Origin of the sequence: Pseudoalteromonas sp. TB25 (assembly GCF_000497995.1) — a bacterium.
GTDB lineage: Bacteria > Pseudomonadota > Gammaproteobacteria > Enterobacterales > Alteromonadaceae > Pseudoalteromonas > Pseudoalteromonas distincta.
Map to the genome: position 1 here is coordinate 1 of NZ_AUTI01000349.1, position 22,264 is coordinate 22,264.

The 22,264-nt window shown below is 39.6% G+C and carries 27 protein-coding genes; 22 read left to right on the forward strand and 5 right to left on the reverse strand.

Annotated features, from left to right (window positions below; genetic code table 11):
- On the forward strand, positions 1–834 hold an 834-nt coding region (locus L652_RS0114495), incomplete at its 5' end, for a CNNM domain-containing protein (RefSeq protein WP_024595030.1).
- Positions 835–866: 32 nt separating this feature from the next.
- Here L652_RS0114495 and L652_RS0114500 read toward each other — a convergent pair.
- The gene (locus L652_RS0114500) at positions 867–2,078 is read right to left on the reverse strand and encodes an EAL domain-containing response regulator (RefSeq protein WP_024595029.1); all 1,212 of its coding nucleotides are present in this window, start codon (positions 2,076–2,078) and stop codon (positions 867–869) included.
- 166 nt (positions 2,079–2,244) lie between these two features.
- Here L652_RS0114500 and L652_RS0114505 point away from each other — a divergent pair, with 166 nt between their 5' ends.
- The 5 genes from L652_RS0114505 to L652_RS0114530 all read left to right on the forward strand — a co-directional run bounded on the left by L652_RS0114505 (position 2,245) and on the right by L652_RS0114530 (position 7,693).
- Complete coding sequence (locus L652_RS0114505) at positions 2,245–3,261, forward strand: site-2 protease family protein (protein WP_024595028.1); 1,017 nt, start codon at positions 2,245–2,247, stop codon at positions 3,259–3,261.
- Positions 3,262–3,392: 131 nt separating this feature from the next.
- The gene (locus L652_RS0114510; protein ID WP_024603520.1) at positions 3,393–4,634 is read left to right on the forward strand and encodes an HlyD family efflux transporter periplasmic adaptor subunit; all 1,242 of its coding nucleotides are present in this window, start codon (positions 3,393–3,395) and stop codon (positions 4,632–4,634) included.
- A gap of 202 nt (positions 4,635–4,836) precedes the next feature.
- Positions 4,837–4,995, forward strand: coding sequence for a class IIb bacteriocin, lactobin A/cerein 7B family (locus L652_RS1000000124975; RefSeq protein WP_138740524.1), 159 nt, complete (start codon positions 4,837–4,839; stop codon positions 4,993–4,995).
- Between the two features lie 8 nt (positions 4,996–5,003).
- Positions 5,004–5,186 carry a hypothetical protein gene (locus L652_RS0114520; protein ID WP_024594667.1) on the forward strand — a complete coding sequence of 61 codons (183 nt, stop codon included), beginning with the start codon at positions 5,004–5,006 and terminating at the stop codon, positions 5,184–5,186.
- Between the two features lie 368 nt (positions 5,187–5,554).
- Positions 5,555–7,693: a peptidase domain-containing ABC transporter gene (locus L652_RS0114530; protein WP_076914934.1), complete on the forward strand. Its 2,139-nt coding sequence runs from the start codon at positions 5,555–5,557 to the stop codon at positions 7,691–7,693.
- A 48-nt stretch (positions 7,694–7,741) separates the two neighbouring features.
- Here the strand turns inward: L652_RS0114530 and L652_RS0114535 are convergent, their stop codons facing one another.
- A complete protein-coding gene (locus tag L652_RS0114535; RefSeq protein ID WP_024603522.1) occupies positions 7,742–9,052 on the reverse strand; it encodes a TIGR00366 family protein in 1,311 nt (436 codons plus the stop codon).
- Between the two features lie 169 nt (positions 9,053–9,221).
- Here L652_RS0114535 and L652_RS0114540 point away from each other — a divergent pair, with 169 nt between their 5' ends.
- Both L652_RS0114540 and L652_RS0114545 read left to right on the forward strand, forming a co-directional pair.
- A complete protein-coding gene (locus L652_RS0114540; protein ID WP_024597278.1) occupies positions 9,222–10,289 on the forward strand; it encodes a potassium channel family protein in 1,068 nt (355 codons plus the stop codon).
- Positions 10,289–10,486, forward strand: coding sequence for a PLDc N-terminal domain-containing protein (locus L652_RS0114545; protein ID WP_002957905.1), 198 nt, complete (start codon positions 10,289–10,291; stop codon positions 10,484–10,486). Before L652_RS0114540 ends, L652_RS0114545 begins: the two co-directional genes overlap by 1 nt.
- Before the next feature lie 36 nt (positions 10,487–10,522).
- Here L652_RS0114545 and L652_RS0114550 read toward each other — a convergent pair whose 3' ends face one another.
- Positions 10,523–11,557, reverse strand: coding sequence for a hypothetical protein (locus tag L652_RS0114550; RefSeq protein ID WP_024597277.1), 1,035 nt, complete (start codon positions 11,555–11,557; stop codon positions 10,523–10,525).
- Between the two features lie 69 nt (positions 11,558–11,626).
- Positions 11,627–12,085 carry an EVE domain-containing protein gene (locus L652_RS0114555; protein ID WP_024597276.1) on the reverse strand — a complete coding sequence of 153 codons (459 nt, stop codon included), beginning with the start codon at positions 12,083–12,085 and terminating at the stop codon, positions 11,627–11,629.
- Between the two features lie 77 nt (positions 12,086–12,162).
- Here L652_RS0114555 and tesB point away from each other — a divergent pair, with 77 nt between their 5' ends.
- Entirely contained in the window at positions 12,163–13,020 is an 858-nt protein-coding gene (gene tesB, locus L652_RS0114560) for an acyl-CoA thioesterase II (RefSeq protein WP_024597275.1), read from the forward strand.
- 20 nt (positions 13,021–13,040) lie between these two features.
- Here the strand turns inward: tesB and plsB are convergent, their stop codons facing one another.
- Complete coding sequence (plsB, locus tag L652_RS0114565) at positions 13,041–15,479, reverse strand: glycerol-3-phosphate 1-O-acyltransferase PlsB (RefSeq protein WP_024597274.1); 2,439 nt, start codon at positions 15,477–15,479, stop codon at positions 13,041–13,043.
- Positions 15,480–15,896: 417 nt separating this feature from the next.
- Here plsB and rpsJ point away from each other — a divergent pair, with 417 nt between their 5' ends.
- The 13 genes from rpsJ to L652_RS0114630 form a co-directional block, all read left to right on the forward strand.
- Positions 15,897–16,208: a 30S ribosomal protein S10 gene (gene rpsJ, locus L652_RS0114570; RefSeq protein WP_002957900.1), complete on the forward strand. Its 312-nt coding sequence runs from the start codon at positions 15,897–15,899 to the stop codon at positions 16,206–16,208.
- A 27-nt stretch (positions 16,209–16,235) separates the two neighbouring features.
- Positions 16,236–16,871: a 50S ribosomal protein L3 gene (rplC, locus tag L652_RS0114575; RefSeq protein ID WP_002957898.1), complete on the forward strand. Its 636-nt coding sequence runs from the start codon at positions 16,236–16,238 to the stop codon at positions 16,869–16,871.
- Between the two features lie 17 nt (positions 16,872–16,888).
- Entirely contained in the window at positions 16,889–17,494 is a 606-nt protein-coding gene (rplD, locus tag L652_RS0114580) for a 50S ribosomal protein L4 (protein ID WP_002957897.1), read from the forward strand.
- A complete protein-coding gene (rplW, locus tag L652_RS0114585) occupies positions 17,491–17,793 on the forward strand; it encodes a 50S ribosomal protein L23 (protein WP_002957896.1) in 303 nt (100 codons plus the stop codon). The genes rplD and rplW overlap by 4 nt, the downstream gene beginning before the upstream one ends.
- Positions 17,794–17,808: 15 nt before the next feature.
- Positions 17,809–18,633 (forward strand): 50S ribosomal protein L2, encoded by an 825-nt coding sequence (gene rplB / locus L652_RS0114590; RefSeq protein WP_002957895.1) that lies wholly within the window; start codon positions 17,809–17,811, stop codon positions 18,631–18,633.
- Between the two features lie 15 nt (positions 18,634–18,648).
- The gene (rpsS, locus tag L652_RS0114595) at positions 18,649–18,927 is read left to right on the forward strand and encodes a 30S ribosomal protein S19 (protein WP_004588689.1); all 279 of its coding nucleotides are present in this window, start codon (positions 18,649–18,651) and stop codon (positions 18,925–18,927) included.
- A 13-nt stretch (positions 18,928–18,940) separates the two neighbouring features.
- Positions 18,941–19,273, forward strand: a complete 333-nt coding sequence (rplV, locus tag L652_RS0114600) for a 50S ribosomal protein L22 (RefSeq protein WP_002957892.1) — start codon at positions 18,941–18,943, stop codon at positions 19,271–19,273.
- A gap of 11 nt (positions 19,274–19,284) precedes the next feature.
- A complete protein-coding gene (gene rpsC / locus L652_RS0114605) occupies positions 19,285–19,986 on the forward strand; it encodes a 30S ribosomal protein S3 (protein WP_002957891.1) in 702 nt (233 codons plus the stop codon).
- A gap of 12 nt (positions 19,987–19,998) precedes the next feature.
- Complete coding sequence (gene rplP / locus L652_RS0114610; protein WP_002957890.1) at positions 19,999–20,412, forward strand: 50S ribosomal protein L16; 414 nt, start codon at positions 19,999–20,001, stop codon at positions 20,410–20,412.
- Positions 20,412–20,603, forward strand: a complete 192-nt coding sequence (rpmC, locus tag L652_RS0114615; RefSeq protein WP_002957889.1) for a 50S ribosomal protein L29 — start codon at positions 20,412–20,414, stop codon at positions 20,601–20,603. Before rplP ends, rpmC begins: the two co-directional genes overlap by 1 nt.
- Positions 20,603–20,860, forward strand: coding sequence for a 30S ribosomal protein S17 (rpsQ, locus tag L652_RS0114620; protein WP_024597273.1), 258 nt, complete (start codon positions 20,603–20,605; stop codon positions 20,858–20,860). Before rpmC ends, rpsQ begins: the two co-directional genes overlap by 1 nt.
- Positions 20,861–21,347: 487 nt before the next feature.
- The gene (gene tsaE, locus L652_RS0114625; RefSeq protein WP_024597272.1) at positions 21,348–21,815 is read left to right on the forward strand and encodes a tRNA (adenosine(37)-N6)-threonylcarbamoyltransferase complex ATPase subunit type 1 TsaE; all 468 of its coding nucleotides are present in this window, start codon (positions 21,348–21,350) and stop codon (positions 21,813–21,815) included.
- Between the two features lie 27 nt (positions 21,816–21,842).
- On the forward strand, positions 21,843–22,264 hold a 422-nt coding region (locus tag L652_RS0114630; RefSeq protein WP_024603523.1), incomplete at its 3' end, for an AMIN domain-containing protein.

Sequence of the window (22,264 nt, forward strand, 5' to 3'; positions counted from 1 at the left end):
GTCGTTTTTTCCGATGCGGCTGTAGGTATTGCATCAGCCATTATGACATTTCTCGTATTAATTCTTTCTGAAATTATTCCTAAAACCTTGGGGGCTAATTACTGGCGAGCTCTAACGCCAAGTGTTACTTACGCTTTGCGGTTTTTAGTTATATCACTAAAGCCTTTTGTATGGTTTGCACAAAAGCTAACAAATTTAATGGGTCCAAAGCACGATGAGGCTTACTATATTCGTCAAGAGATAGAGGCAATGGCTGATATAGGTACGGAGTCGGGTGCATTACATCAGGATGAGTCCGAAATAATTCGTAATTTATTGCATTTTAGACATGCAAAATTATGCGACTTAATGACGCCTCGAACTGTAATTTTTAAAATCCACAAAGACTTAACAGTAAATCAGTATTTAAACGATCACGGCTCGTCGTCATTTTCTCGTATATTGGTATTTGATAAAGACAGCGACGATATTGTTGGGTTTGTGCATAAAAACGATATTATGCTGGCATTTCACCGTTTAGGTACCGATTACAAAATCAGCAAATTGATTAAGCCTATTTATACGGTGCCGAGTTCTCAAAATGTATCGTCGTTACTGCAAACTCTTTTAACAAAGCGCACGCATATATGCCTAGTTGTAGATGAGTACGGTGACGTGCAAGGTATTGTAACGCTAGAGGATATGATTGAAGCTTTAATGGGGCTAGAGATTGTAGATGAGCGTGACCAATCTACTAATATGCGCGCAGTAGCAAGGCAGCGTTGGCACAAACGTTTAGCAAGCAGTGCGCATATAGTCAGTGAAGAAGATAAACACACTCGGGGTGATAATTAGTTAACCAGCCCCGATTAAATATTAATACCGCTTTAAGCGGGGCTGCCATCAGTCTTCAGCCAATCTTTAGCCCAAGATATAAATTCGTCTTGTGGTTTAGGGCGGCTAAATAAAAAACCTTGTATGGCTAGTTTTCTTCTATAATGCCTTAAATAAACGAGCTCTTCTGGTCGTTCAACACCTTCTGCTACTAAGTCTAAATTATCTTTACTCGTAATATTAAATAACGAACTTACGACCACTTGAGAAAATAAATCTGTTTCTATATGGCTAATAAGTGAACGGTCTATTTTAATTTCAGTAAAAGGAAGATTTCGAAGCTGATTCATATTAGTAAAACCAACACCAAAATCGTCTAGCGATATACCAAAGCCATGCATTCTTAATCTGTTTAGTGTTTCTAATTGCATGAGGCTTGAGAGTGCATGTTGTTCTGTTATTTCTATAATTATATTACTAGGTGTGAGTTGGTTTAGTTCTAAAATGAGCAGTAATTTATTAGGGCAGTTTAAGTCGTCGAGCTGAGTTGGCGATAAGTTAAATGCCATTTTAAAATCATGACCTAGTTGCGCTTTCATATTTTTGAATTCGCTGGTGGCCTTTTCAAAAAGAGAAAATGTAATTTGATTAATTAAGTTGTGTTGTTCGGCAGTGTTTATAAAACGGTTAGGTAAAATAATATTGCCGTCTTTACTTGATAAAATACGTGCTAAGACTTCAACGCTTTCAATTTTATTGTTATCAGCGTTTATTTTTGGTTGGTAAAAAGGCGTTATTTCATCGTTTTTTAATGCATCAATAAGCTCATCTTTTGAAATGGCTGACTCTTTTAATAAAGTGTGGCTGTTTAATTGCGCCACTTTAATAAGTAACCTACTAACCTGAGACAGTTGCACTGGCTTTGAAATATTACCAATGAGGTGAGCGTTATGTTGTTTCGCGAGATTGGCAGCTAAGCTAATAACTTTATGGTCCATTTCAGAAACAATTATAATACCGCCTTGATAATGTAACTCTCCTAAGTGGCGGATTAGTTCCATGCCGTCCATTTCGGGCATATTGAGATCAGTAAAAATAGCATCAAAGTAGTTGATCTCCTCTTTAACTTTTTCAAGAGCTTCTTTTGCATTCAGGCACGTAGTTATAGTGTTAGACATACCCAATTCGTTAAGTATAGCTTCCATAACGATCAAAATTGCTTTTGAATCGTCAACAACTAAAATATTAGGCACTATCTTCTTCACTGTTATCCCTTTCAATGTATCGCTTGGAGTTACTATAAAAGTAGTAGTGTTTTTTTATTTTGTCAGTATCAAATACTTTTATTTTGAAAATAGTTACCTAGCACCTTCACTCGTGTTTTTAAGCTGATTAGGTATACTAGCGCCATTATTTTAAACGGTCTTAATTATGATAAGAATAGATCTTACTTTAGCCGAGCAACCATTTTCGCTTATGGTGTCTGGGCAAAAAATTGTGCAGGTATTTCACGCGCAACAAGCCATTACATTTGATAACCCTCGTGAAAACTATTTTCAATTTACTTACGACAACAAAGTAATAGGTATTGATACAGCGGCAGTGGAAGAGCAAAGCATTTCGCTCTTTGTAGATGATCAATTTGCAACACAACTTGCGTTACCAGCACCTACAAATGGGTCACCTAAAAAAGGCTTTTTAGGGCTAGCTGCATTAGGTTTTAAGCTTTTTAAAAGTGCTAAGGTAATTAAAGTAGTGCTTGCCGGGGCTTCTGTTGCAGGCTATGCGTGGTTATTTAGTATTGAATTTGCACTAATGCTAACTGGTTGCTTAGTCGTACACGAATACGGCCATGTGCGAGCAATGAAATACTTTGGCATAAAAACCAAAGGTATTTACTTAATCCCGTTTGTTGGTGGGCTAGCTGTAAGTGACGATAAAATAACAACCCGTTGGCAAGATGTCGTTATATCACTGATGGGGCCTGCATTTGGTTTAATTACCTCGGTGTTGGGTGTCGTTTTATATTACGCCACCGAGATGGAAATATTTGCAGGTGTGGCGGTTCTTAGTGCGTTATTAAATTTATTTAACTTGTTACCAATTTTGCCGCTTGATGGCGGGCATGTATTAAAAAGTATTAGCTTTTCAATGCGTTCATGGATTGGTTTAAGCGTATGCTTATTAGACGTACTATTTGGCTTATGGCTGAGCTACACCTTTGGCTTAATGTTACTGGTATTCTTTTTGTTTGTTGGTGCGCTGGAAATTGTATTTGAATGGCGAGGCCGTCACTACTCACACTTAATGCCGCTAGATAAATATGGCCAAGGCTTTTCAGCGGTTATGTATGCAGTTGTAGTAGCTGGGCATGTAGCTGTAATGATGCACTTTGCCGATTCAGAAAATCCAATATTGAGCCTGCCGATGACTATTTTATCGAGCTAGTATTTTTATTTTTCCAACAAAATAAGTTAGTTTTTTGCATTAATGTTTTATTTTTTAACTTTCTATGTTGATTTATTGTTAATTGAATTCTAGTGTAATATAAATTAGAACAATCTTAGCGAGTCAACTGGATGTTATTTAGAAAGGAAGCTGTCGCTCAGCAAAGTGAGCGTTTAACTGGCGTGATTACGCTAGCACAACCATTATCAATAAAACTTACCGTATTTGTTTTGGTATGTATTGCGATTGTAGTGATAAGCTTCTTATTTACAGCAGAATATTCCCGCAAGGAAACAGTACGGGGGTTTTTAATACCCAATAAAGGGATAATCCAAAGCTTTGCTAGTCAAGGTGGTATGATTGAGCAGCTATTTGTACGAGAGGGTGATGCCGTTACTAAAGGTCAGCCGTTGGCGACCATTATTGTGCAGCAAAATAACAGCCAAGGCATAGCCTTTAGTACCCAGCTTGTTGAGCAGCTAAGTATGCAAATACAGTTGCTTAATGACGAGATAGCACAAAACCTTACCCTACAAAAGCAAGAATCACTTAACTTGCAAGCGCAAAAACATGCACTTACTAATGAGCAAGTTGCATTACAAAGTCAACTAGCTCTAGCTGATGAAAAATTAGGGCTACTTAACCGACAACAAAGCAACCTAAATCAACTTAATAAAAATGGCTTTTTATCAAACATCGAGCGAGAGCAACAGCAGCAAGCCCTGTTAGATGCTAAGCAAGAAAAACAAAACCTAGCGCGCTTGCTGATGCAGCAAGAAAATCAATTAAGCCAACTTAGTTTTAATATTGCCAACGTACCACAACAATATATGTTGCGTATAAATAGCCTTAAACGCCAACAAGCGGATATTAAAAACCAGCTCACACAAATTAAAAGTAACTATCAATATACCATAACAGCCAGTAACAGCGGTGTTGTTACTGGCATTCAAGTGGTTAAGGGCGAAACACTTACCCAAGCCAAACCACTGTTGCATATTATTCCCGAAGGATCAGAGCTAGTAGCAGAGTTGTTGCTACCAACACGTTCAGCGGGCTTTATACAGCTAGGTAACGATACGCGCCTGCGTTTTGATGCTTTCCCCTATCAACGCTTTGGTTTCATTAACAGCAAAATTAGCCGTATTGATAAGGCACTCATTACCCCAAATGAAATACGCTTGCCCATTGCTCTGCAAGAGCCTGTATACCGCTTGCGGGCAATACTTAGCCAACAACAAATGCAGGCCTATGGTAAAGCGTTCGAGCTAAAAAGCGGCATGTTGTTTGAAGCGGATATTATGTTGGAGCAGCGCACATTAATCGAGTGGTTACTCGAGCCACTGTACAGCCTAAAAGGGCGCGTAAGTTAAGTGTAGCGTTTTATAAAATAAAGAAAAATTTGAAAGTTTTGGTGGTTTGCTAAATGCGAACAACCGAAAAAGTCGGCCAGCTTTAGTTAACTTTAGCGAGCAGCTAAAGCTAGCCTATTAACCGCTCACCTTTATTGAAGGGGAGCATATTAACAACCCGACGACTTAACTAAAAAGCGTCGGATACATGGAGTATAACATTATGCGTGAATTAAACGTAAATGAAATTCAAGAAGTGAATGGTGGAGTTGTATTTTTAGTTCCCCCATTATTAACATTCGCTGTTAAAGTCACAGGGATTAGCATTGGTACAATTGCTGCATCTATTGCTACCTTCTCAGCATATCAGTCATTGAAGTAGGGGGATTTATGAGAGAGTTAACTGCGAGTGAATTGACTCAAGTTGATGGTGGTGTTTCTAGTCGCACTGTTGCAGCTGGTGCTAGAATACTTGGTCGTGCGTTGTTGAGTGGAATTGCTATCGGAACAGGTGTTGGTATTGCGGTTGGTGTGGCAATGATCGCATATGATGTTTATCAAATGCAAAAGTAAACATTTCTTAAGGCTACTTTGTAGCCTTTAATTTATTTCAATGTAAGGTACTAAGATGAATGCAATTATTAGAAAACCTTATAGTTTTTCAATCTCATTAGTCTTTCTAATATTAGGTGCGTTTCTTGTTAATGATGGAGAGTTTATTTTTTCTGGCTTATTTTTTGTTCTGGGTTCCTTTAGCTTATTTTATTCAATTATTAGGCTTAATTTAATATTATTTCAAATATTTCAGATTTTTATATATATAGGTATTGCAAGTTTCTACATGGTAATCATATCAGCATTAAGTTTTTCCTTATTTATTATTGCTGGATTTTCAATATTGATGCTTCACCTCACATTCAAGTATGTTTGTAAGTTAGAGTATGAATAATCTAAATTTCTCTATAAGCAAAAGCACTCCTCTATTACTCCAATCCGAAATAGCTGAATGCGGCCTAGCCTCTATGGCTATGATGGTATGTTATCACGGCCATAAGCTGGATATGCCTGCCATGCGAAAACGCTTTTCGGCTAATCTAAAGGGTATGAACTTACAGCAGTTGATTGAGCTAGGTGATAATTTAGGGCTAGCTAGCCGTGCGCTACAATGCCCGCTTGATGAAGTTCATAAACTGCAAACGCCGTGTATATTGCACTGGGATATGAATCACTTTGTGGTATTGACCAAAGTCTCTGGTAAAGGATCTTCAGCTAAATTTGCAATTAACGACCCAGCTGTTGGTAAACGCAGTTTAAATAGTAATGAGTTTAGTAAACACTTTACCGGTATTTGTTTAGAGCTCACACCAACGAGTAAGTTTGAAGCTAAACAAGAAAAAGCGCAGATGAAGTTTACCCAACTTTGGAGCACCATGAAGGGCTTAAAGGCGGGATTACTAAAACTGATAGCATTATCACTTGTATTACAGTTGTTTGCCTTGATGACCCCTTATTATATGCAGTGGGTGGTGGATGAAGTACTCATTAGTTTTGATGAATCGTTATTAACGGTGCTTGCTATGGGTTTTGCGCTGATTGCTATTATTTCGGTGGTGACTAATGCGGTACGAAGTTGGCTAATTTTACGTCTTTCCAGCCTTTTGAATATGCAAATGGGTGTGAACTTACTCCGGCACTTATTGCGGCTACCGATGAATTATTTTGAGTCGCGCCATGTCGGCGATATTGTGTCGCGCTTTGGCTCATTAGCGCAAATACGTGAGCGTATTACCACGGGGTTTGTAGAAACACTGGTCGATGGCGTGATGGCTATTACCGTATTGATTATGATGCTAATTTATTCGCTAAAGCTCACTGCAATAGTTGTAGGTGCAATTGTGCTTTACACCTTAGTACGTTTAGCGCTGTATCGTCCACTACATCAAGCCACCGAAGAAATGATTCAATCATCTGCCAAAGAGCAATCGAACTTTTTAGAAAATATTCGGGGTATGCAAACTATAAAATTGTTTGGTAATGAATCGCAGCGCCAAGGTATTTGGCAAAACCGTTATGCAGAGGTAATAAACAGTGAAATTCGTTTAGGGCGTTTAAACATTAGCTTTGATTCATTTAATAAACTGTTATTTGGCCTTGAAAATGTATTGGTGATTTACTTTGCTGCATTGCTAGTTATGAGCAATAGTTTGTCTGTTGGTATGGTACTGGCGTTTATTGCTTATAAAAACCAGTTAACCAGCCGCTTTGCCAACTTAATTGAGCAAATTATTCAATTCAAAATGATGCGCTTACACTTAGACCGTATTGCAGATATAGCACTCACGAAACAAGAAGCTAATCGTGACGGTGAAATGGCCTATACCGGTGATGACGAAGGTAAAGTTAAAGGCCAGCTTACGCTCGAGAATATTTGCTTTAGTTACAGTGAAGAGCAAGCGCCTATTTTAAATAATGTTAATTTAACGCTGAATACCGGTGACTCGATTGCGATTACAGGGCCATCTGGCGCGGGTAAAACTACGCTAATGAAAATTATGCTGGGGTTATTACAGCCGACCTCGGGTAAAGTGCTGCTGGATGGTAAAGATATCACCCAGTTTGGCCTTAAAAACTACCGTAAACAAATAGCTGCAGTGATGCAGGATGACACATTGTTAGCTGGCTCAATCGCCGATAACATCAGCTTTTTTGACCCACAGCCCAATTACTTGAAAATAGAGACGTGTGCTCGTCATGCGGCTATTCATGATGATATTACCAAAATGACTATGGGTTATAACTCATTAGTAGGTGATATGGGATCAAACTTATCTGGCGGTCAAGTACAGCGTTTACTCCTTGCTCGCGCATTGTATCAATCGCCCTGCGTGTTGTTTATGGATGAAGCAACCAGCCATTTAGATAAGGATAACGAGGCGAAAATAAGTGAGCAAATTCAGCACTTACCAATCACACGGATTATGATTGCTCATCGCCGAGAAACTATTAATATGGCTGGCAAAGTCTATCATTTAAATGCAGGTGAATTAGTGGACTTAGGTCAGCAAGGTGAGAGTGCTTAAAGCAATGAAGGCGTGCGTATATTGCACGCCTTTGCACAATGCTTGCAGTTAATAAAAGCTCAATACCAGCGATATAAAAACCCCAGTTACAAATAGCTGCACAACACAAAACCCCATAATATCTTTTGCTTTTAAGCCTGCGATAGCAAGGACGGGTAATGCCCAAAAAGGTTGAATTAGGTTAGTCCACGCATCACCCCATGCAACAGCCATTGCAACGCGAGATATATCGGCACCTAGCTCTTGTGCTGCGGGTATAACAATAGGCGCTTGTACTGCCCATTGGCCGCCGCCAGAGGGTACAAACATATTAACGAGTCCTGCACTTATAAAACTAAAAAATGGCAAGCTATCAGCATCTGCAACGGCAATAAAGCCACGTGATATCTGTTGTGCTAATCCGCTATCAACCATTACCGCCATAATGCCAGCATAAAAAGGAAATTGAATAACAATGCCAGCCCCGCTTGGAATTGCTTGTTGCAGACTGTTAAGTAAATTATGGGGTGTTTGATGCAGCGTAATAGCTAAAAACAAAAATACGGCAATAACGCTATTAAGGTTTAAGTTTCCGCCAGTAATAAAGAAGTAATAGCCTAAATATGCCAAACCTAATAAGCCAATTGTCATACCGAGTAGTTTACTTTGTTCCAAATGTTGGGCAGGTCTGGTTATTGTTGTGGGCTTAGGTGTTGTCTCTTGTAAAAGAGCTGGGTCGATATATACGCTTTCTTGCTCGCTTGGCAGCATATAGCGATTAACGAGCGGCATAATAATGAATAAACCAACTAATATGGCTATATTAAAGCCCGCAAATAAAGTGTGCTCTGTACTCATAATACCAATGCTGGCCTCTGAAAAGTGACCATCGGTTGCGATAGTTAAAGGAATCGAACCCGCTAATCCGCCATGCCATACAACAAAACCTGAGTAAGCGCTGGCTACTAATAATCGATAATCAACACGAGTATGTTTAGCAATTGCTTTGGCAAAAAGGGCACCAATAACTAAGCCAAATCCCCAATTTATCCAGCTCGCTAAAAGCGAAATAAGCGTGACTAATATAATTGCTTTAGGTGCGGTGCTTGCAAATGTTGCTAGCTTTTCTAATAACTTACTTATAGGTGGCGTACTTGCCAACATATAGCCTGTAATTAACACTAGTAGCATTTGCATCGCAAAACTTAATAAGTTCCAAAACCCACCTCCCCACGCTTGTAATACTTCAATGTTAGTTGCGGTTGTAAATAAGCTCGCACTGACAAGGGTAATTATTGTAAGTAAAATTACAAATATAAAGGGGTCGGGAAGATAACGCTCTACAATTTTAGTAAAAGGGCGGGCTATTTTATTAAGCATAAGCACAACTGTTTTGGTTATTATTTTAACGCTAATTAATCATGAAAAATCACCATTGGCAAACAGCATTTAGTCTAATATTTGCGGTTAAAAGCTTAAACATTGCTTAAAAGCATCGCTTACAGTAACGTACTGTTTATAGATAATTTACTAACGAAGACTTTGTATTATGCCGGTGATATTTAAAAGGCTAGCGTTACTTGTTCGCGCTCATATAGATCAGTTGAGTTGGCAAGCAGTGGCATTAGCTATTTTGACTCATATGCTATTAACATGGAGCTTACTATTTATAGCGAATGAGAAAGCGTTAACCTCGCTTACTACCTTTTTTTACTATTACACAGTAACAACATCAACAGTGGGATATGGTGACTTTAGTCCAACTACTGATCTTGGTCGTTGGGTGGTTGCATTAATACAAATTCCATTTGGTTTAGCTTTATTTGGTGTTTTGCTAGGAAAAGCAGGACAAACTGTTACTTACTTAATTAGGCGCGCTATGACTGGTGATAAAAACTTTGCCCACAGTAACCACCATATTATTATTTTTGGTTGGCACGACACTCGTACAAAAAAGATGATTGATTACATTTTGGCAGATACGAAACGTACTGACCGTCGTATTTTACTCGCGGTAACAGAGCAAATGGATCATCCTTTTTTAGCTAACGAAAGCGTTGATTTTGCACGTTTAACGAGTTTTACTAATTTAGCTGAACTAGAGCGGGTAGCTATTCGTAGTGCTGATAAAGTGATTATTGATGGTCAAGATGACGATCAGACATTTACAACAGCCCTGCGCATAAGTCGCTTAGTAAAAGATGATTGTCATATAAGTGCTCACTTTTTGGATGAAACCAAAGTTGAGATGATGTTAGAGCATTGCCAAAATGTAGAGTGTAGTAGTGCAAAATCAGCTGAGATACTCGTACGCTCAATGCAAGATCCAGGTTCGAGCCGTGTGCAAGAGGAGCTGCTATCTACTTTGCATGGTGATACACAATTTAGTTTGAAAATACCAAGCGGCTGCAAAGATATGGAGTTTGGTACTTTGTTTCATCATTTTAAGCTTGAGCATGATGCAATACTGTTGGGTGTTGCTCATAATTTAAGTGCGCAAAATATGGATTTAAATCCACCATTAGATTACAAAGTAAGTGAAGGCGATATTTTGCACTATATATCGGTAGATCGAGTATTAAGTAGTGAAGTAGACTGGTCGAGCCTAGAAAAATAATGAATGAAGTTGTATTTTTAATTGTTGTTTTAAGTGCTTATATATTACCTGTCGTTATTGTACTCAACAGTAAGCGTACACAGGGTCATGAAAAGAATGGCTGGCTAATGGGAATAATTATATTTTCTTGGTTAGGGTTAATGATGTACTTTGCCATTGTGCCCAAGTATGGGCACAAAAAGAAAAAGGCCAAATAGAGTAGTTGGCCTTTACAGCCGCTTTTACTGGCGTAACTACTCTTCTAGTTGCTTAATTTTATGCTCAATTAAAGGATCGTCAGGTACAAGTTGTTGAGCAACTTCTAATAACTGAATGGCATCATTAGGATGCTCATCTTGATGCTTGAGGGCAACATCTATTAATGGCTGAATATCAATTTTTGCCTGATGTTCCTGTACGTGAACTTCTTTTTCATCAATCAAAATATTATGAGCTTTGCTTAATAGTGTTTGACGGTGAGCTGAGTTTACATTCGCTTTATTAAGGCTTTTGTAATAATCCTCTTTAAAACGTAAGGTTTTAGTTTGCAGACGAAACTGCGCAATATCAATTTGCTGATGCTGGATAAAATCGACGGCTACTTGCTTATAAAATCCAAACTTATTCAAATATGTGGCATGTGTGCCATGTCCCATACCAAATACTCGTAAGTGAGTTAACTGCTTATAGCGCTTAGCGTGCATTCGGTCTATACGATTAGTAGGATCGTAAATAACATAGCCTTGGGCATCTCCTAAATCTAGATCGTGATAATCTTGCTGCCAATCAAACTGCTGAGCTATATCGGTACTAGAGCGGTCATCCCACGGTACTAATTCTTTATTTTTAGTACTTACTGGATGGAAGAACAACACCTGATTTAGCTTTAATAGTTTAGCAAAAGCGCCAACAGCAAATCCGCCACGACTTAAACCATAGCCAAGTCGACAATTAAACGGCGTAAGTAATGTTGATAATTGCTCGAGAAAAAAGATTAAATTACGATTACGAAACCAATTACTTTTACCTAAATGCTGAAAAGCGATTACGTTTACGTTTTGTTTTTGAGCTAAGTGATAACCCCATGGTGCAAAATCAGGGTGAAGATCTTGCTCTTGCACGTTAGTGCCAGCAGGGGAGAAGGTAAAAAGCAGGGGTTTATTAACGTCAACAAAATCATACTTAACAAATACATCGCCGAGTAAATCATTACCCGTCATGGGTAATCGAGTTTGTTGCTCATTGCGCGGGAGAGTTAACCATTCATCTAACCAATACAGTAATTTCATTAATCCTCCAGCTATAAGTCAATATAGATCATATCAAACTCAATGAAATTAGGTCAAACCGATAGGGTATTACTGCGCCATTTTGATTATTTCATCCCAGTCATTTTTAGTAACAGGCATTATTGATAGTCGTCCGCCCTTTTTAAGTGCGATTTCAGTAATATTGTCATTGGCTTTAATATCTTTAAGGCTAATTAATTTTTTTAAATGGCTTTGATAAGTAACCTCAACAACAACCCAACGTGGTTTGTCGCTGGTGGCTTTTGCATCGTAATAGTCGCTGCTTAAATCAAATTGAGTGGGGTCTGGGTAGGCTTCTTTGGTAACCTCGGCAATGCCGGCTACGCCCACGTGTTTGCAGCTTGAATGATAAATCATGACTGAATCACCGACTTTGACGTCGTCACGCATAAAATTTCGTGCTTGGTAATTACGCACACCTTCCCAAAGAGTCGTTTGTTTTGGTGCGTTTTTTAAGTCATCTAATGAAAACGCATCGGGTTCAGTTTTAAATAGCCAGTAAGCCATAACAGTATTCCTAACAAATATTTACTTCCCACTATTGTATAGTATCATTTGGACACTAGGGTAATGAGGAAGAAATAATGAGCCAAGTATTAGATGATTTATTGTCGTTGTTAACACTTGAAGAAATTGAGCAAGGTTTATATCGAGGACAAAGCCAAGATTTAGGCTTTGGTGCTGTATTTGGTGGTCAAGTAATGGGGCAGGCGCTTTCTGCTGCCAAAGAAACTCTACCTGAAGGGCGAATAGTTCATTCATTACATTCTTACTTTTTACGCCCAGGCGATCCGGCTAAACCCATTGTTTATGACGTTGAAACTATTCGTGATGGAAAGAGCTTTAGTACGCGCCGAGTCAAAGCAATTCAGTACGGTAAACCTATTTTTTATATGACCGCGTCATTCCAAGGTGAAGAGAGTGGGTTATCGCATCAAGCGACAATGCCTGATGTTCCCGCACCTGAAGAATTACGTTCATCGCTTGAGTTTTACCAAGATAACGCTTCGCATATCCCAGAGGTTATCCGTAATAAGTTTACCCGTGAAATGCCAATTGAAATGCGACCGGTTACTTTTCATAACCCGTTTAAACCAGAAGTTATGGAGCCGGTAAAGCATATTTGGTTTAAAGCTAATGGTGAAATGCCGGACGATCAGCGTATCCATAATTACTTATTAGCGTATGCGTCTGATTTTGAGTTTTTACCAACTGCATTGCAACCTCATGGTGTATCGTTTATGCAGCCAAATATGCAAGTAGCTACTATTGATCATGCAATGTGGTTTCATCGTCCATTTAGAATGGATGATTGGATTTTGTATTCAATTGATAGTCCAAGTGCGAGTAATGGGTGTGGTTTGGTACGGGGGCAGTTTTTTGATCGCCAAGGCAACTTGGTTGCCTCAACAATGCAAGAAGGGGTTATGCGTCAACGCTAACCCCTTCTGTAAATGCATTGCTAGTTACACTGATCTTGAACTATATCGCTGATTGACTGCCAGACGCGTGCTGGCAGTAATGTTTTAAGGTGTGCGTAGGTTTCACATAGTTGTGTGCTACCTACTAAGCCCTTATCACCCTCTGTTATTAATGACTCACCACGTAAGTTTTCGATAAAACTAACAAGTACTTTTTTGTCAAAAAACTCAGGTGTTTTTATGCCATGCAGTGTACCTAAACGCTGTGCAAGCACTTGGCTCTCTCTTTCAAGCTCGGCTTTTTCAATGCCATCACTTGTTTGAATAAAACCAATCACAATAGCGTAACGTTGTAGAGTAAAACTAAGTGCTCGTCCAAGCATCTCTAGCTTAGCTAAGCAGTCATTACCGTTTGTTATATGAATGTTATTGCCATCAAACTCAATTAAATTTTGATCGGCAAAATTAGCTAAAATACGCGTTATATAGTTTTCATCAAGAGGCTGTAAATACCATTCTTTAGCAAATAATGGATAAAACGTTTTTACAAGTTGCTGGCATTGCTCAATAGTTGTGCTGTGTTGTTTAAATAGATGTAGTGCAATTAAGCTTGGTACTGCAAACAAGTGCAAAATATTGTTGCGGTAGTAATTAAACAATACTTTTTCTTTATCGCTAATAGTAATAATTTCGCCAAACTCATCACTGATAACTTCAAACTTATTCAGCTTTAATGCATGCTTTAGTAATTGCTCTGGTGTTTCGTCTGGCGCGGTTACTTTATCGCTATAGCTGGCATCGCGCTGTAAACGCAGATAAAAATCAAGTTGTGCTAATAGCTTTGGTTTACTCAATGCTTGTTTATCGTTAACCAGCAATATCATCGCTAGTAAGTTAACCGCATTAAGCGCCGCTGCATTATTAATTTTAACCATTACTTGGTCGGCAAGTTTAGTTACTTGTGGCGCTAACCATTGCGGCTTTTGCACATCGGTAGGGTGTATTGAATCACGCCAATCAGGTTGGTTATCGTTTAAGTATTGGTTAATCGAGATTGGATCACCAAAGTTTAAATTACCACGACCGTAGTTTTTGAGGTTTTTGATTGCCTTAAAAATACCAAATATAGATTCGCCTTTTTTATCTTTTCCATCCAGCTCTTTAAGGTAGGTGTTAATTTCCATGACGTGCTCGTAGCCAATGTACACAGGAACGATAGATATTGGTCTGTCTATTCCGCGTAGCATTGCTTGTAATGTCATAGATAGCATACCCGTTTTAGGCGGAAGTAAGCGCCCAGTTCGGCTTCGACCGCCTTCCGTGTAAAACTTAACAGAGTAACCTTTAATAAACAGTTGGCTTAAATACTCTTTGAATATGGCAGAATAAAGTTTATTGCCTGCAAACGAGCGACGAATAAAGAATGCCCCAGAGCGTCTAAATATGCCACCGGCAGGGAAAAAGTTAAGATTTATACCTGCAGCTATATGTGGTGGAACTAAGCCTAAATGATAAATAGAGTAAGTAAGCAGTAAGTAATCCATATGACTGCGATGACAAGGCATATAGATTATTTCATGACCTTTATCTGTTAGTTCATGAATTTGTTCGGCGTGTTTAATATCAATACCATTATAAAGCTTATTCCATAACCAAGTTAAAAACCTTTCGGCCACACGTATTATTGCTTCAGAGTAATTAGCGGCTATTTCATCAAGTAGCTTAAGTGCATTTTGACGAGCTTCTGTTTGGCTAATGTTTTTAGCGTTAGCTTCATCTTGAATTGCTTTTTTTATAGTAGGTGACGCTAATAATGAATTAAACAATTGCTCACGAGATGGCATTTTAGGGCCTGTAGCAGCTAGCTTTTGGCGCTTAAAGTGAACACGCGCTACGCGTAATAATTTATGTGGTAACTCGCTTACATCGGCTTTTTCATTGACTAAAAGTGATAAGTCGAGTGGTTGGCTAAAGCGAATAAAGTTATCGCGCCCTGAAAATAACACCACAAAAAACTTTCTAAACCAGCTTGGAGTAAGAGAGTGTGTAATTAAAGTACGTAGTCCTGGCTTTTCTTTACCTGGATCGCGCCCCCATAAAATAGTAACAGGCACCACTTGTACGTTTTGCTGACCGCTTTTTATTAAGTACTCAATAATTTGCTTGCCTTGGGCTAAAGCATTGGTTGGCTTAGCTTCATCACCAAAAAGTGGTGGTGGATTTTTAATACCAATAAAACGGTCTAAATCTTGGTTACCTAATACTTGCTCTTCAGTTGGGCTAGGTAGACCATTTTTTTTACACGCATGTGCGAGAGCCGCTAAATCAAATCGTGAATTTAAACGCACTATATAAAATGTAGGGTACTCAGGGTTTAGATCATACTGTTTAATCGGATTTTCTGGCAGCACTTTGCTTTTTACAAATAAGCGGCTAAATCCAGCAGACATAACATTTAAACAATAATTAAAAATACGCATCGACTCACCATATTGAGAGTATTAAGGGCAAAATTAGCGCAGTAGGATACCATAATATCTAAAAATCCCTTAGTTTGCGTAATTAAGGTGTTAACTTGTTTATTGACTAACAGTAGAGGTATTAGTTCAAGTATAGCTAGTAAGCATGTATGGGTGCTTATTTAATCAAATTTATAGGCATTGTATTGTTTCTAAATAGTTGTTGCATTTATCACCAATACCTCTATAATACGCAGGCTTTCAAAATTCCTCTGGGAACTTGAAAGGATAAATTAAGCTTGGATTTCAAGCTAATAAACAGGAGTTCCGATTTGGAACTCAACGTAGATATAATCAAACAGCCGACATCTTAAGTTTTAAGATTGTTTCGGTCGTTTTTTTATGCTCTTTTATATGCTCTTTATATTGAGGTTAAGAATGTCAAATCAACGCATTCGTATTCGCCTAAAAGCTTTTGACCACCGTTTGATTGACCAATCAACGGCAGAAATCGTGGAAACTGCGAAACGCACTGGCGCACAAGTACGTGGTCCAATCCCACTACCTACACGCTTTGAACGTTTTACTGTACTAACTTCACCGCACGTTAATAAAGATGCGCGTGATCAGTACGAGATCCGCACCCATAAACGTCTGATAGACATCGTAGAACCAACTGACAAGACTGTAGACGCGCTTATGCGTTTAGATCTTGCTGCTGGTGTTGATGTTCAAATCAGCCTGGGTTAATCGAAAGATTAGAGAGGTTTTAGGAAAATGGCATTAGGTCTAGTCGGTCGTAAAGTGGGTATGACACGAATCTTCACTGAAGATGGTGTATCTATCCCTGTGACAGTTATTGAAGCGACACCTAACCGCATTGCTCAGATCAAATCTGACGCAACAGACGGTTATAACGCGCTTCAAGTAACCGCAGGCACTAAAAAAGCAAGTCGTGTAAACAAAGCTAAAGCGGGTCATTTCGCTAAAGCTGGTGTTGAAGCGGGTCGCGGTCTGTGGGAATTCCGCCTTAACGGTGGTGAAGGCGATTTTGAAGTAGGCGCTGAGCTTACTGTTGAATTATTCAACGAAATCAACAAGGTTGACGTAACCGGTACTTCTAAAGGTAAAGGTTTCCAAGGTGGTGTTAAGCGCTGGAATTTCAGCATGCAAGACGCTACACATGGTAACTCTCTATCTCACCGTGCTCCTGGTTCAATCGGTCAAAACCAATCACCTGGTAAGGTGTTTAAAGGTAAGAAAATGGCCGGTCATATGGGTGCTGAGCGTGTAACGACTCAAAACTTAGAACTAGTTCGCGTTGACGCTGAGCGTAATTTGCTTTTAGTTAAGGGTGCAGTACCTGGAGCTATTGGCGGTGACGTTATCGTTAAACCAGCTGTTAAAGCATAAGTCCTGGAGATTTAGTGATGGAATTAGCAATTAAAGACGCTTCTGGCGGTCTTGAAGTTTCTGAAGCTACTTTTGGACGTGAGTTTAACGAAGCATTAGTACATCAAGTAGTTGTTGCATACGCAGCAGGTGCTCGTCAAGGTACTCGTGCTCAGAAGACACGTTCTGAAGTAAGCGGTGGTGGTAAAAAACCATGGGCTCAAAAAGGTACTGGCCGTGCACGTGCCGGTACAATCCGTAGCCCAATTTGGCGTTCAGGTGGCGTTAGCTTTGCAGCTAAACCACAAGACCACAGCCAAAAAGTAAACCGTAAAATGTACCGTGGTGCGATTAAAAGCATCTTATCTGAATTAGTTCGTCAAGAGCGTTTAATCGTTGTTGAAAGTTTTGCTCTAGCAGCACCAAAAACTAAAGAACTAGTTGCTAAGCTTAAAGAACTTGAGCTTAAAGATGTTCTTATCGTGACTGAAGAAGTAGATGAAAATCTTTTCTTATCGGCACGTAACCTTTATAAGGTTGACACACGTGATGTAGCTGGTATCGATCCTGTAAGCTTAATTGCTTTCGATAAGGTACTTATTACAGCCGCTGCTGTTAAGCAACTTGAGGAGGCGCTAGCATGATTCGCGAAGAACGTCTTTTAAAAGTGATCCTTGCTCCACATATCTCTGAAAAAAGCACAATTGCTGCTGAAGAAAACAATACTATTGTTTTTAAAGTAGTAAATGACGCAACTAAAGCTGAAATTAAAGTAGCAGTTGAGAAGCTTTTTGAAGTAGAAGTAACTGGTGTTCGCACACTTAACGTTAAGGGTAAAACAAAACGTACTGGCGCACGTTTCGGTCGTCGTAGCGACTGGAAGAAAGCTTACGTTACTCTTAAAGAAGGCAGCGAGCTAGACTTTGTCGGCGGCGCCGAGTAATAAGGGGATAGAATTATGGCACTTCAAAAGTGTAAGCCTACTTCTGCGGGCCGTCGTCACCTAGTTAAAGTGGTTAACTCTGATCTACATAAGGGTAAGCCATACGCACCACTTTTAGAGAAAAACTCTAAATCAGGTGGTCGTAATAACAATGGTCGTATTACGGTTCGTCATATCGGTGGTGGTCATAAACAACACTACCGTTTAATCGATTTTAAACGTACTAAAGATGGCATTCCAGCTACTGTTGAACGTTTAGAATACGATCCAAATCGTAGCGCAAACATCGCTCTTGTATTATATGCAGACGGTGAGCGTCGTTACATTATCGCACCTAAAGGCTTAAAAGCTGGCGATGCAATCCAGTCTGGTGTTGATGCACCAATCAAGCCTGGTAATGCATTACCAATGCGTAATATGCCTGTAGGTTCGACTGTTCACAACGTAGAATTAAAACCAGGTAAAGGTGCTCAAATCGCACGTTCTGCTGGTGCATACGTTCAAATCCTTGCTCGTGATGGTCAGTATGTAACATTACGTCTTCGTTCAGGCGAAGTTCGTAAAGTTGAATCTGATTGTCGTGCGACTCTAGGTGAAGTAGGCAATGCTGAGCATATGCTTCGTTCACTTGGTAAAGCAGGTGCAAATCGCTGGCGTGGTATTCGTCCGACAGTTCGTGGTGTTGCCATGAACCCGGTAGATCACCCACACGGTGGTGGTGAAGGTCGTACATCTGGTGGTCGTCATCCTGTGTCTCCATGGGGTAAACCGACTAAAGGTGCGAAGACGCGTAAGAACAAGCGTACGGATAAATTTATAGTACGTCGTCGTACTAAGTAATATTGAGGAATAGCCATGCCACGCTCTCTCAAGAAGGGTCCTTTTATAGACCTACACTTGCTGAAGAAGGTAGAGAAAGCTTTGGAAAGCGGTGAGAAAAAGCCAATTAAAACTTGGAGCCGTCGTTCAATGATCATACCTAACATGATCGGATTGACCATTGCTGTCCATAATGGTCGCCAGCACGTACCAGTTTTCGTTTCTGACGAAATGATCGGTCACAAACTAGGTGAATTTGCACCAACTCGCACTTACCGTGGCCATGCTGCGGATAAGAAAGCGAAGAAACGATAAGAGGGGAAGATAAATGCAAGCATTAGCTAAACATAAATTCGCCTCTGGTTCGGCGCAAAAAGCACGTCTAGTTGCAGATCAGATCCGTGGGTTACCTGTAGATCGCGCACTAGAAATCCTGGCGTACAGCCCTAAGAAAGCCGCTGTATTAGTTAAGAAAGTACTTGAGTCTGCTATTGCTAACGCAGAGCATAACGAAGGTGCTGACATTGATGAGCTTCGTATAACAACGATCTTTGTGGACGATGGTCCTACAATGAAACGTATTATGCCTCGTGCTAAAGGACGCGCAGACCGCATCCTTAAGCGTACAAGCCATATCACTGTTATGGTTTCAGATAGCTAGGAGTATAAGTAATGGGACAAAAAGTTCATCCTACTGGTATTCGCCTAGGTATATCTAAACCTTGGGTTTCTACCTGGTACGCGAGTTCAAAAGATTTCTCTGCACAGCTTTTTGGCGATCACAAAGTTCGTACATTCCTTACAAAGGAATTGAAAACGGCTTCTGTGTCTAAAATCGTTATTGAGCGTCCAGCAAAATCAATCCGAGTAACAATCCACACGGCTCGTCCGGGTGTTGTTATCGGTAAAAAAGGCGAAGACGTAGAAAAATTACGTCAAGCGGTAACTAAAATCGCTGGTGTACCTGCTCAGATTAATATCTCTGAAGTACGTAAACCAGAACTAGATGCACAACTAGTAGCAGACGGCATTGCCTCTCAACTAGAACGTCGTGTTATGTTCCGTCGCGCTATGAAGCGTTCGGTACAAAATGCAATGCGCATCGGTTCTAAAGGGATTAAAGTTGAAGTTAGCGGTCGTCTTGGCGGCGCTGAAATCGCACGTTCAGAATGGTATCGTGAAGGTCGTGTACCTCTACATACTCTTCGTGCTGATATCGATTACGCAACTTCTGAAGCCTTAACCACTTATGGTATCATTGGTGTTAAAGTTTGGATCTTCAAAGGCGAAGTTATTGGTGGTTTACCACTAGTACAAGAGCAAGAGAAGCCAGCTAAACGCGCACCAAAGAAAGCCAAGAAAAGTGCTAAGTAGAGGTAGCGAGTAATGTTACAGCCAAAACGTACAAAATTCCGTAAAATGCACAAAGGCCGCAACCGCGGTTTAGCGCAAAACGGTAACAAAGTAAGCTTCGGTACTTTCGGATTGAAAGCAACTGGCCGTGGCCGTATGACTGCTCGTCAAATCGAAGCAGCTCGTCGTGCTATGACGCGTCACGTGAAACGTCAAGGTAAAATCTGGATTCGTGTCTTCCCTGACAAACCGATTACAGAAAAACCTCTTGAAGTTCGTATGGGTAAAGGTAAAGGTTCTGTTGAATATTGGGTTGCTGAAATTCAGCCTGGTAAAGTACTTTACGAAATGGAAGGTGTTTCAGAAGAGCTTGCTCGTGAAGCATTCGACCTTGCTGCTCGTAAATTGCCATTCAAAACAACTTTCGTAACTCGGACGGTAATGTGATGAAAGCTAGCGAACTAAAAGATAAAAGCGTAGAAGAGCTTAATGCTGAACTTCTAGGACTACTTCGTGAGCAATTTAATATGCGCATGCAAGCTAGCACTGGTCAGTTAGCTCAGACACACACGCTAAGAACAGTACGCCGCGATATCGCGCGTGTAAAAACAGTTATTAACCAGAAGGCAGGTCAATAATGAGCGATAAAATTCGTACTCTTCAAGGCCGTGTAATCAGCGACAAGATGGAAAAATCTTTCACTATCGCTATCGCACGTTACGTGAAGCACCCAATCTATGGGAAATTCATTAAACGTACGACTAAGTTACACGTACATGACGAAAATAACACAGCAAAAACGGGTGACGTAGTTACTATCCGTGAATGCGCACCAATTTCTAAGAATAAATCTTGGACTTTAGTGGACGTTATTTCTAGTCCAAAACAAGCTTAATTTTTTAATTAAGTTAGTTTTGTAAAAAGCCCCGGCATTAGCTGGGGCTTTTTGTATTTAAAGCACCTGTAAACAGTAAACTAGGGTGAGCGGGTCACCTGGATTAGTCTTTTATCTAAAAATATAAAGTTATCTTGGGGAGTAGTTGAGAGTTTCATTTACCAGTTACTTTTTTGCTAGCAGAACCATCTGCTGAATCAGAAGAAGTTAGATAATAAACTTACATATCTCAGTTAATTTAATGCCAATATGGGGTCATCTAATTCGTGGTGTTACTTTTCTTTTACTATCTTTTAGTCTGAGAACTCACTTACATTATTTTATTACAATGATACAGCTTCAAAGTATCGAAAATAGACATCCATACACAACTTTCATTATCAGCTTATCTGGTTTTTTTATGTCTAAAACCTCAATTTATCGCCTTAAATTAATATTCTGGTATGATTAGCAAATATGCGCTTTTGAATGAATTTTTGAGGTAGTAATGACGCGTAGTTTTGAATTTCATTTGACTGATGAAGTAGCCACGGTCGCAATGGGTAATTGCGTTGCTGATATTATAGAGCAAGGTGCGGTTATTTATTTACATGGTGATTTAGGCGCTGGTAAAACAACGTTTACTCGAGGTGTAGTGCAAGGCTTTGGACATACAGGCAAAGTTAAAAGCCCAACGTATACACTTGTTGAACCTTATGAACTCGAGCGCGCAAATGTTTATCATTTTGATTTATACCGCTTAGGTGAACCTGAAGAACTAGAATACATGGGAATACGCGATTATTTTTCACCAGATGCAATTTGCGTTGTTGAGTGGCCAGAAAAAGGTGGTGAATTTATTCCTGTGCCTGATTTAGATATTACTCTAAGCTATATGGGTAACAAACGTAAAATTGTTATTAATAGCGCCAGTGAGCGTGGTGTAGCAATTGTCGAAAAACTAAATAACAAATAATAATATAGTTAAGGCAGTAATTATCAAATGAGCCGAGGTGTAGTTAAACTCTTTATTTACCTTATGGTTATTACCATAAGCTTGCCGCTGTGGGCCAAAAATACAATTAATAGTGTACGCGTATGGCCGTCCCCTGATAGTACGCGTGTGGTATTTGATTTAAATGATAAGCCTGACTTTAGCTATTTCATGCTTAAAAACCCAAGCCGCTTAGTAATTGATTTAGAAAACACTAGCGAGTTAAAAATACTACCAGGTGTACCACCAAAACATCAAATAGTGAGCAAGCTACGCTACTCAAAACCTAAAAATAAGCACAGTGTTCGGTTAGTGTTTGAATTAAACGCACCAGTAAAGCCAGTTGTATTTGCTTTAGCGCCTACAGGCCCTTATAAAAACAGGCTCGTTGTTGATTTATACAATAAAAGCCAAGCTGCCACAGTTGTTTC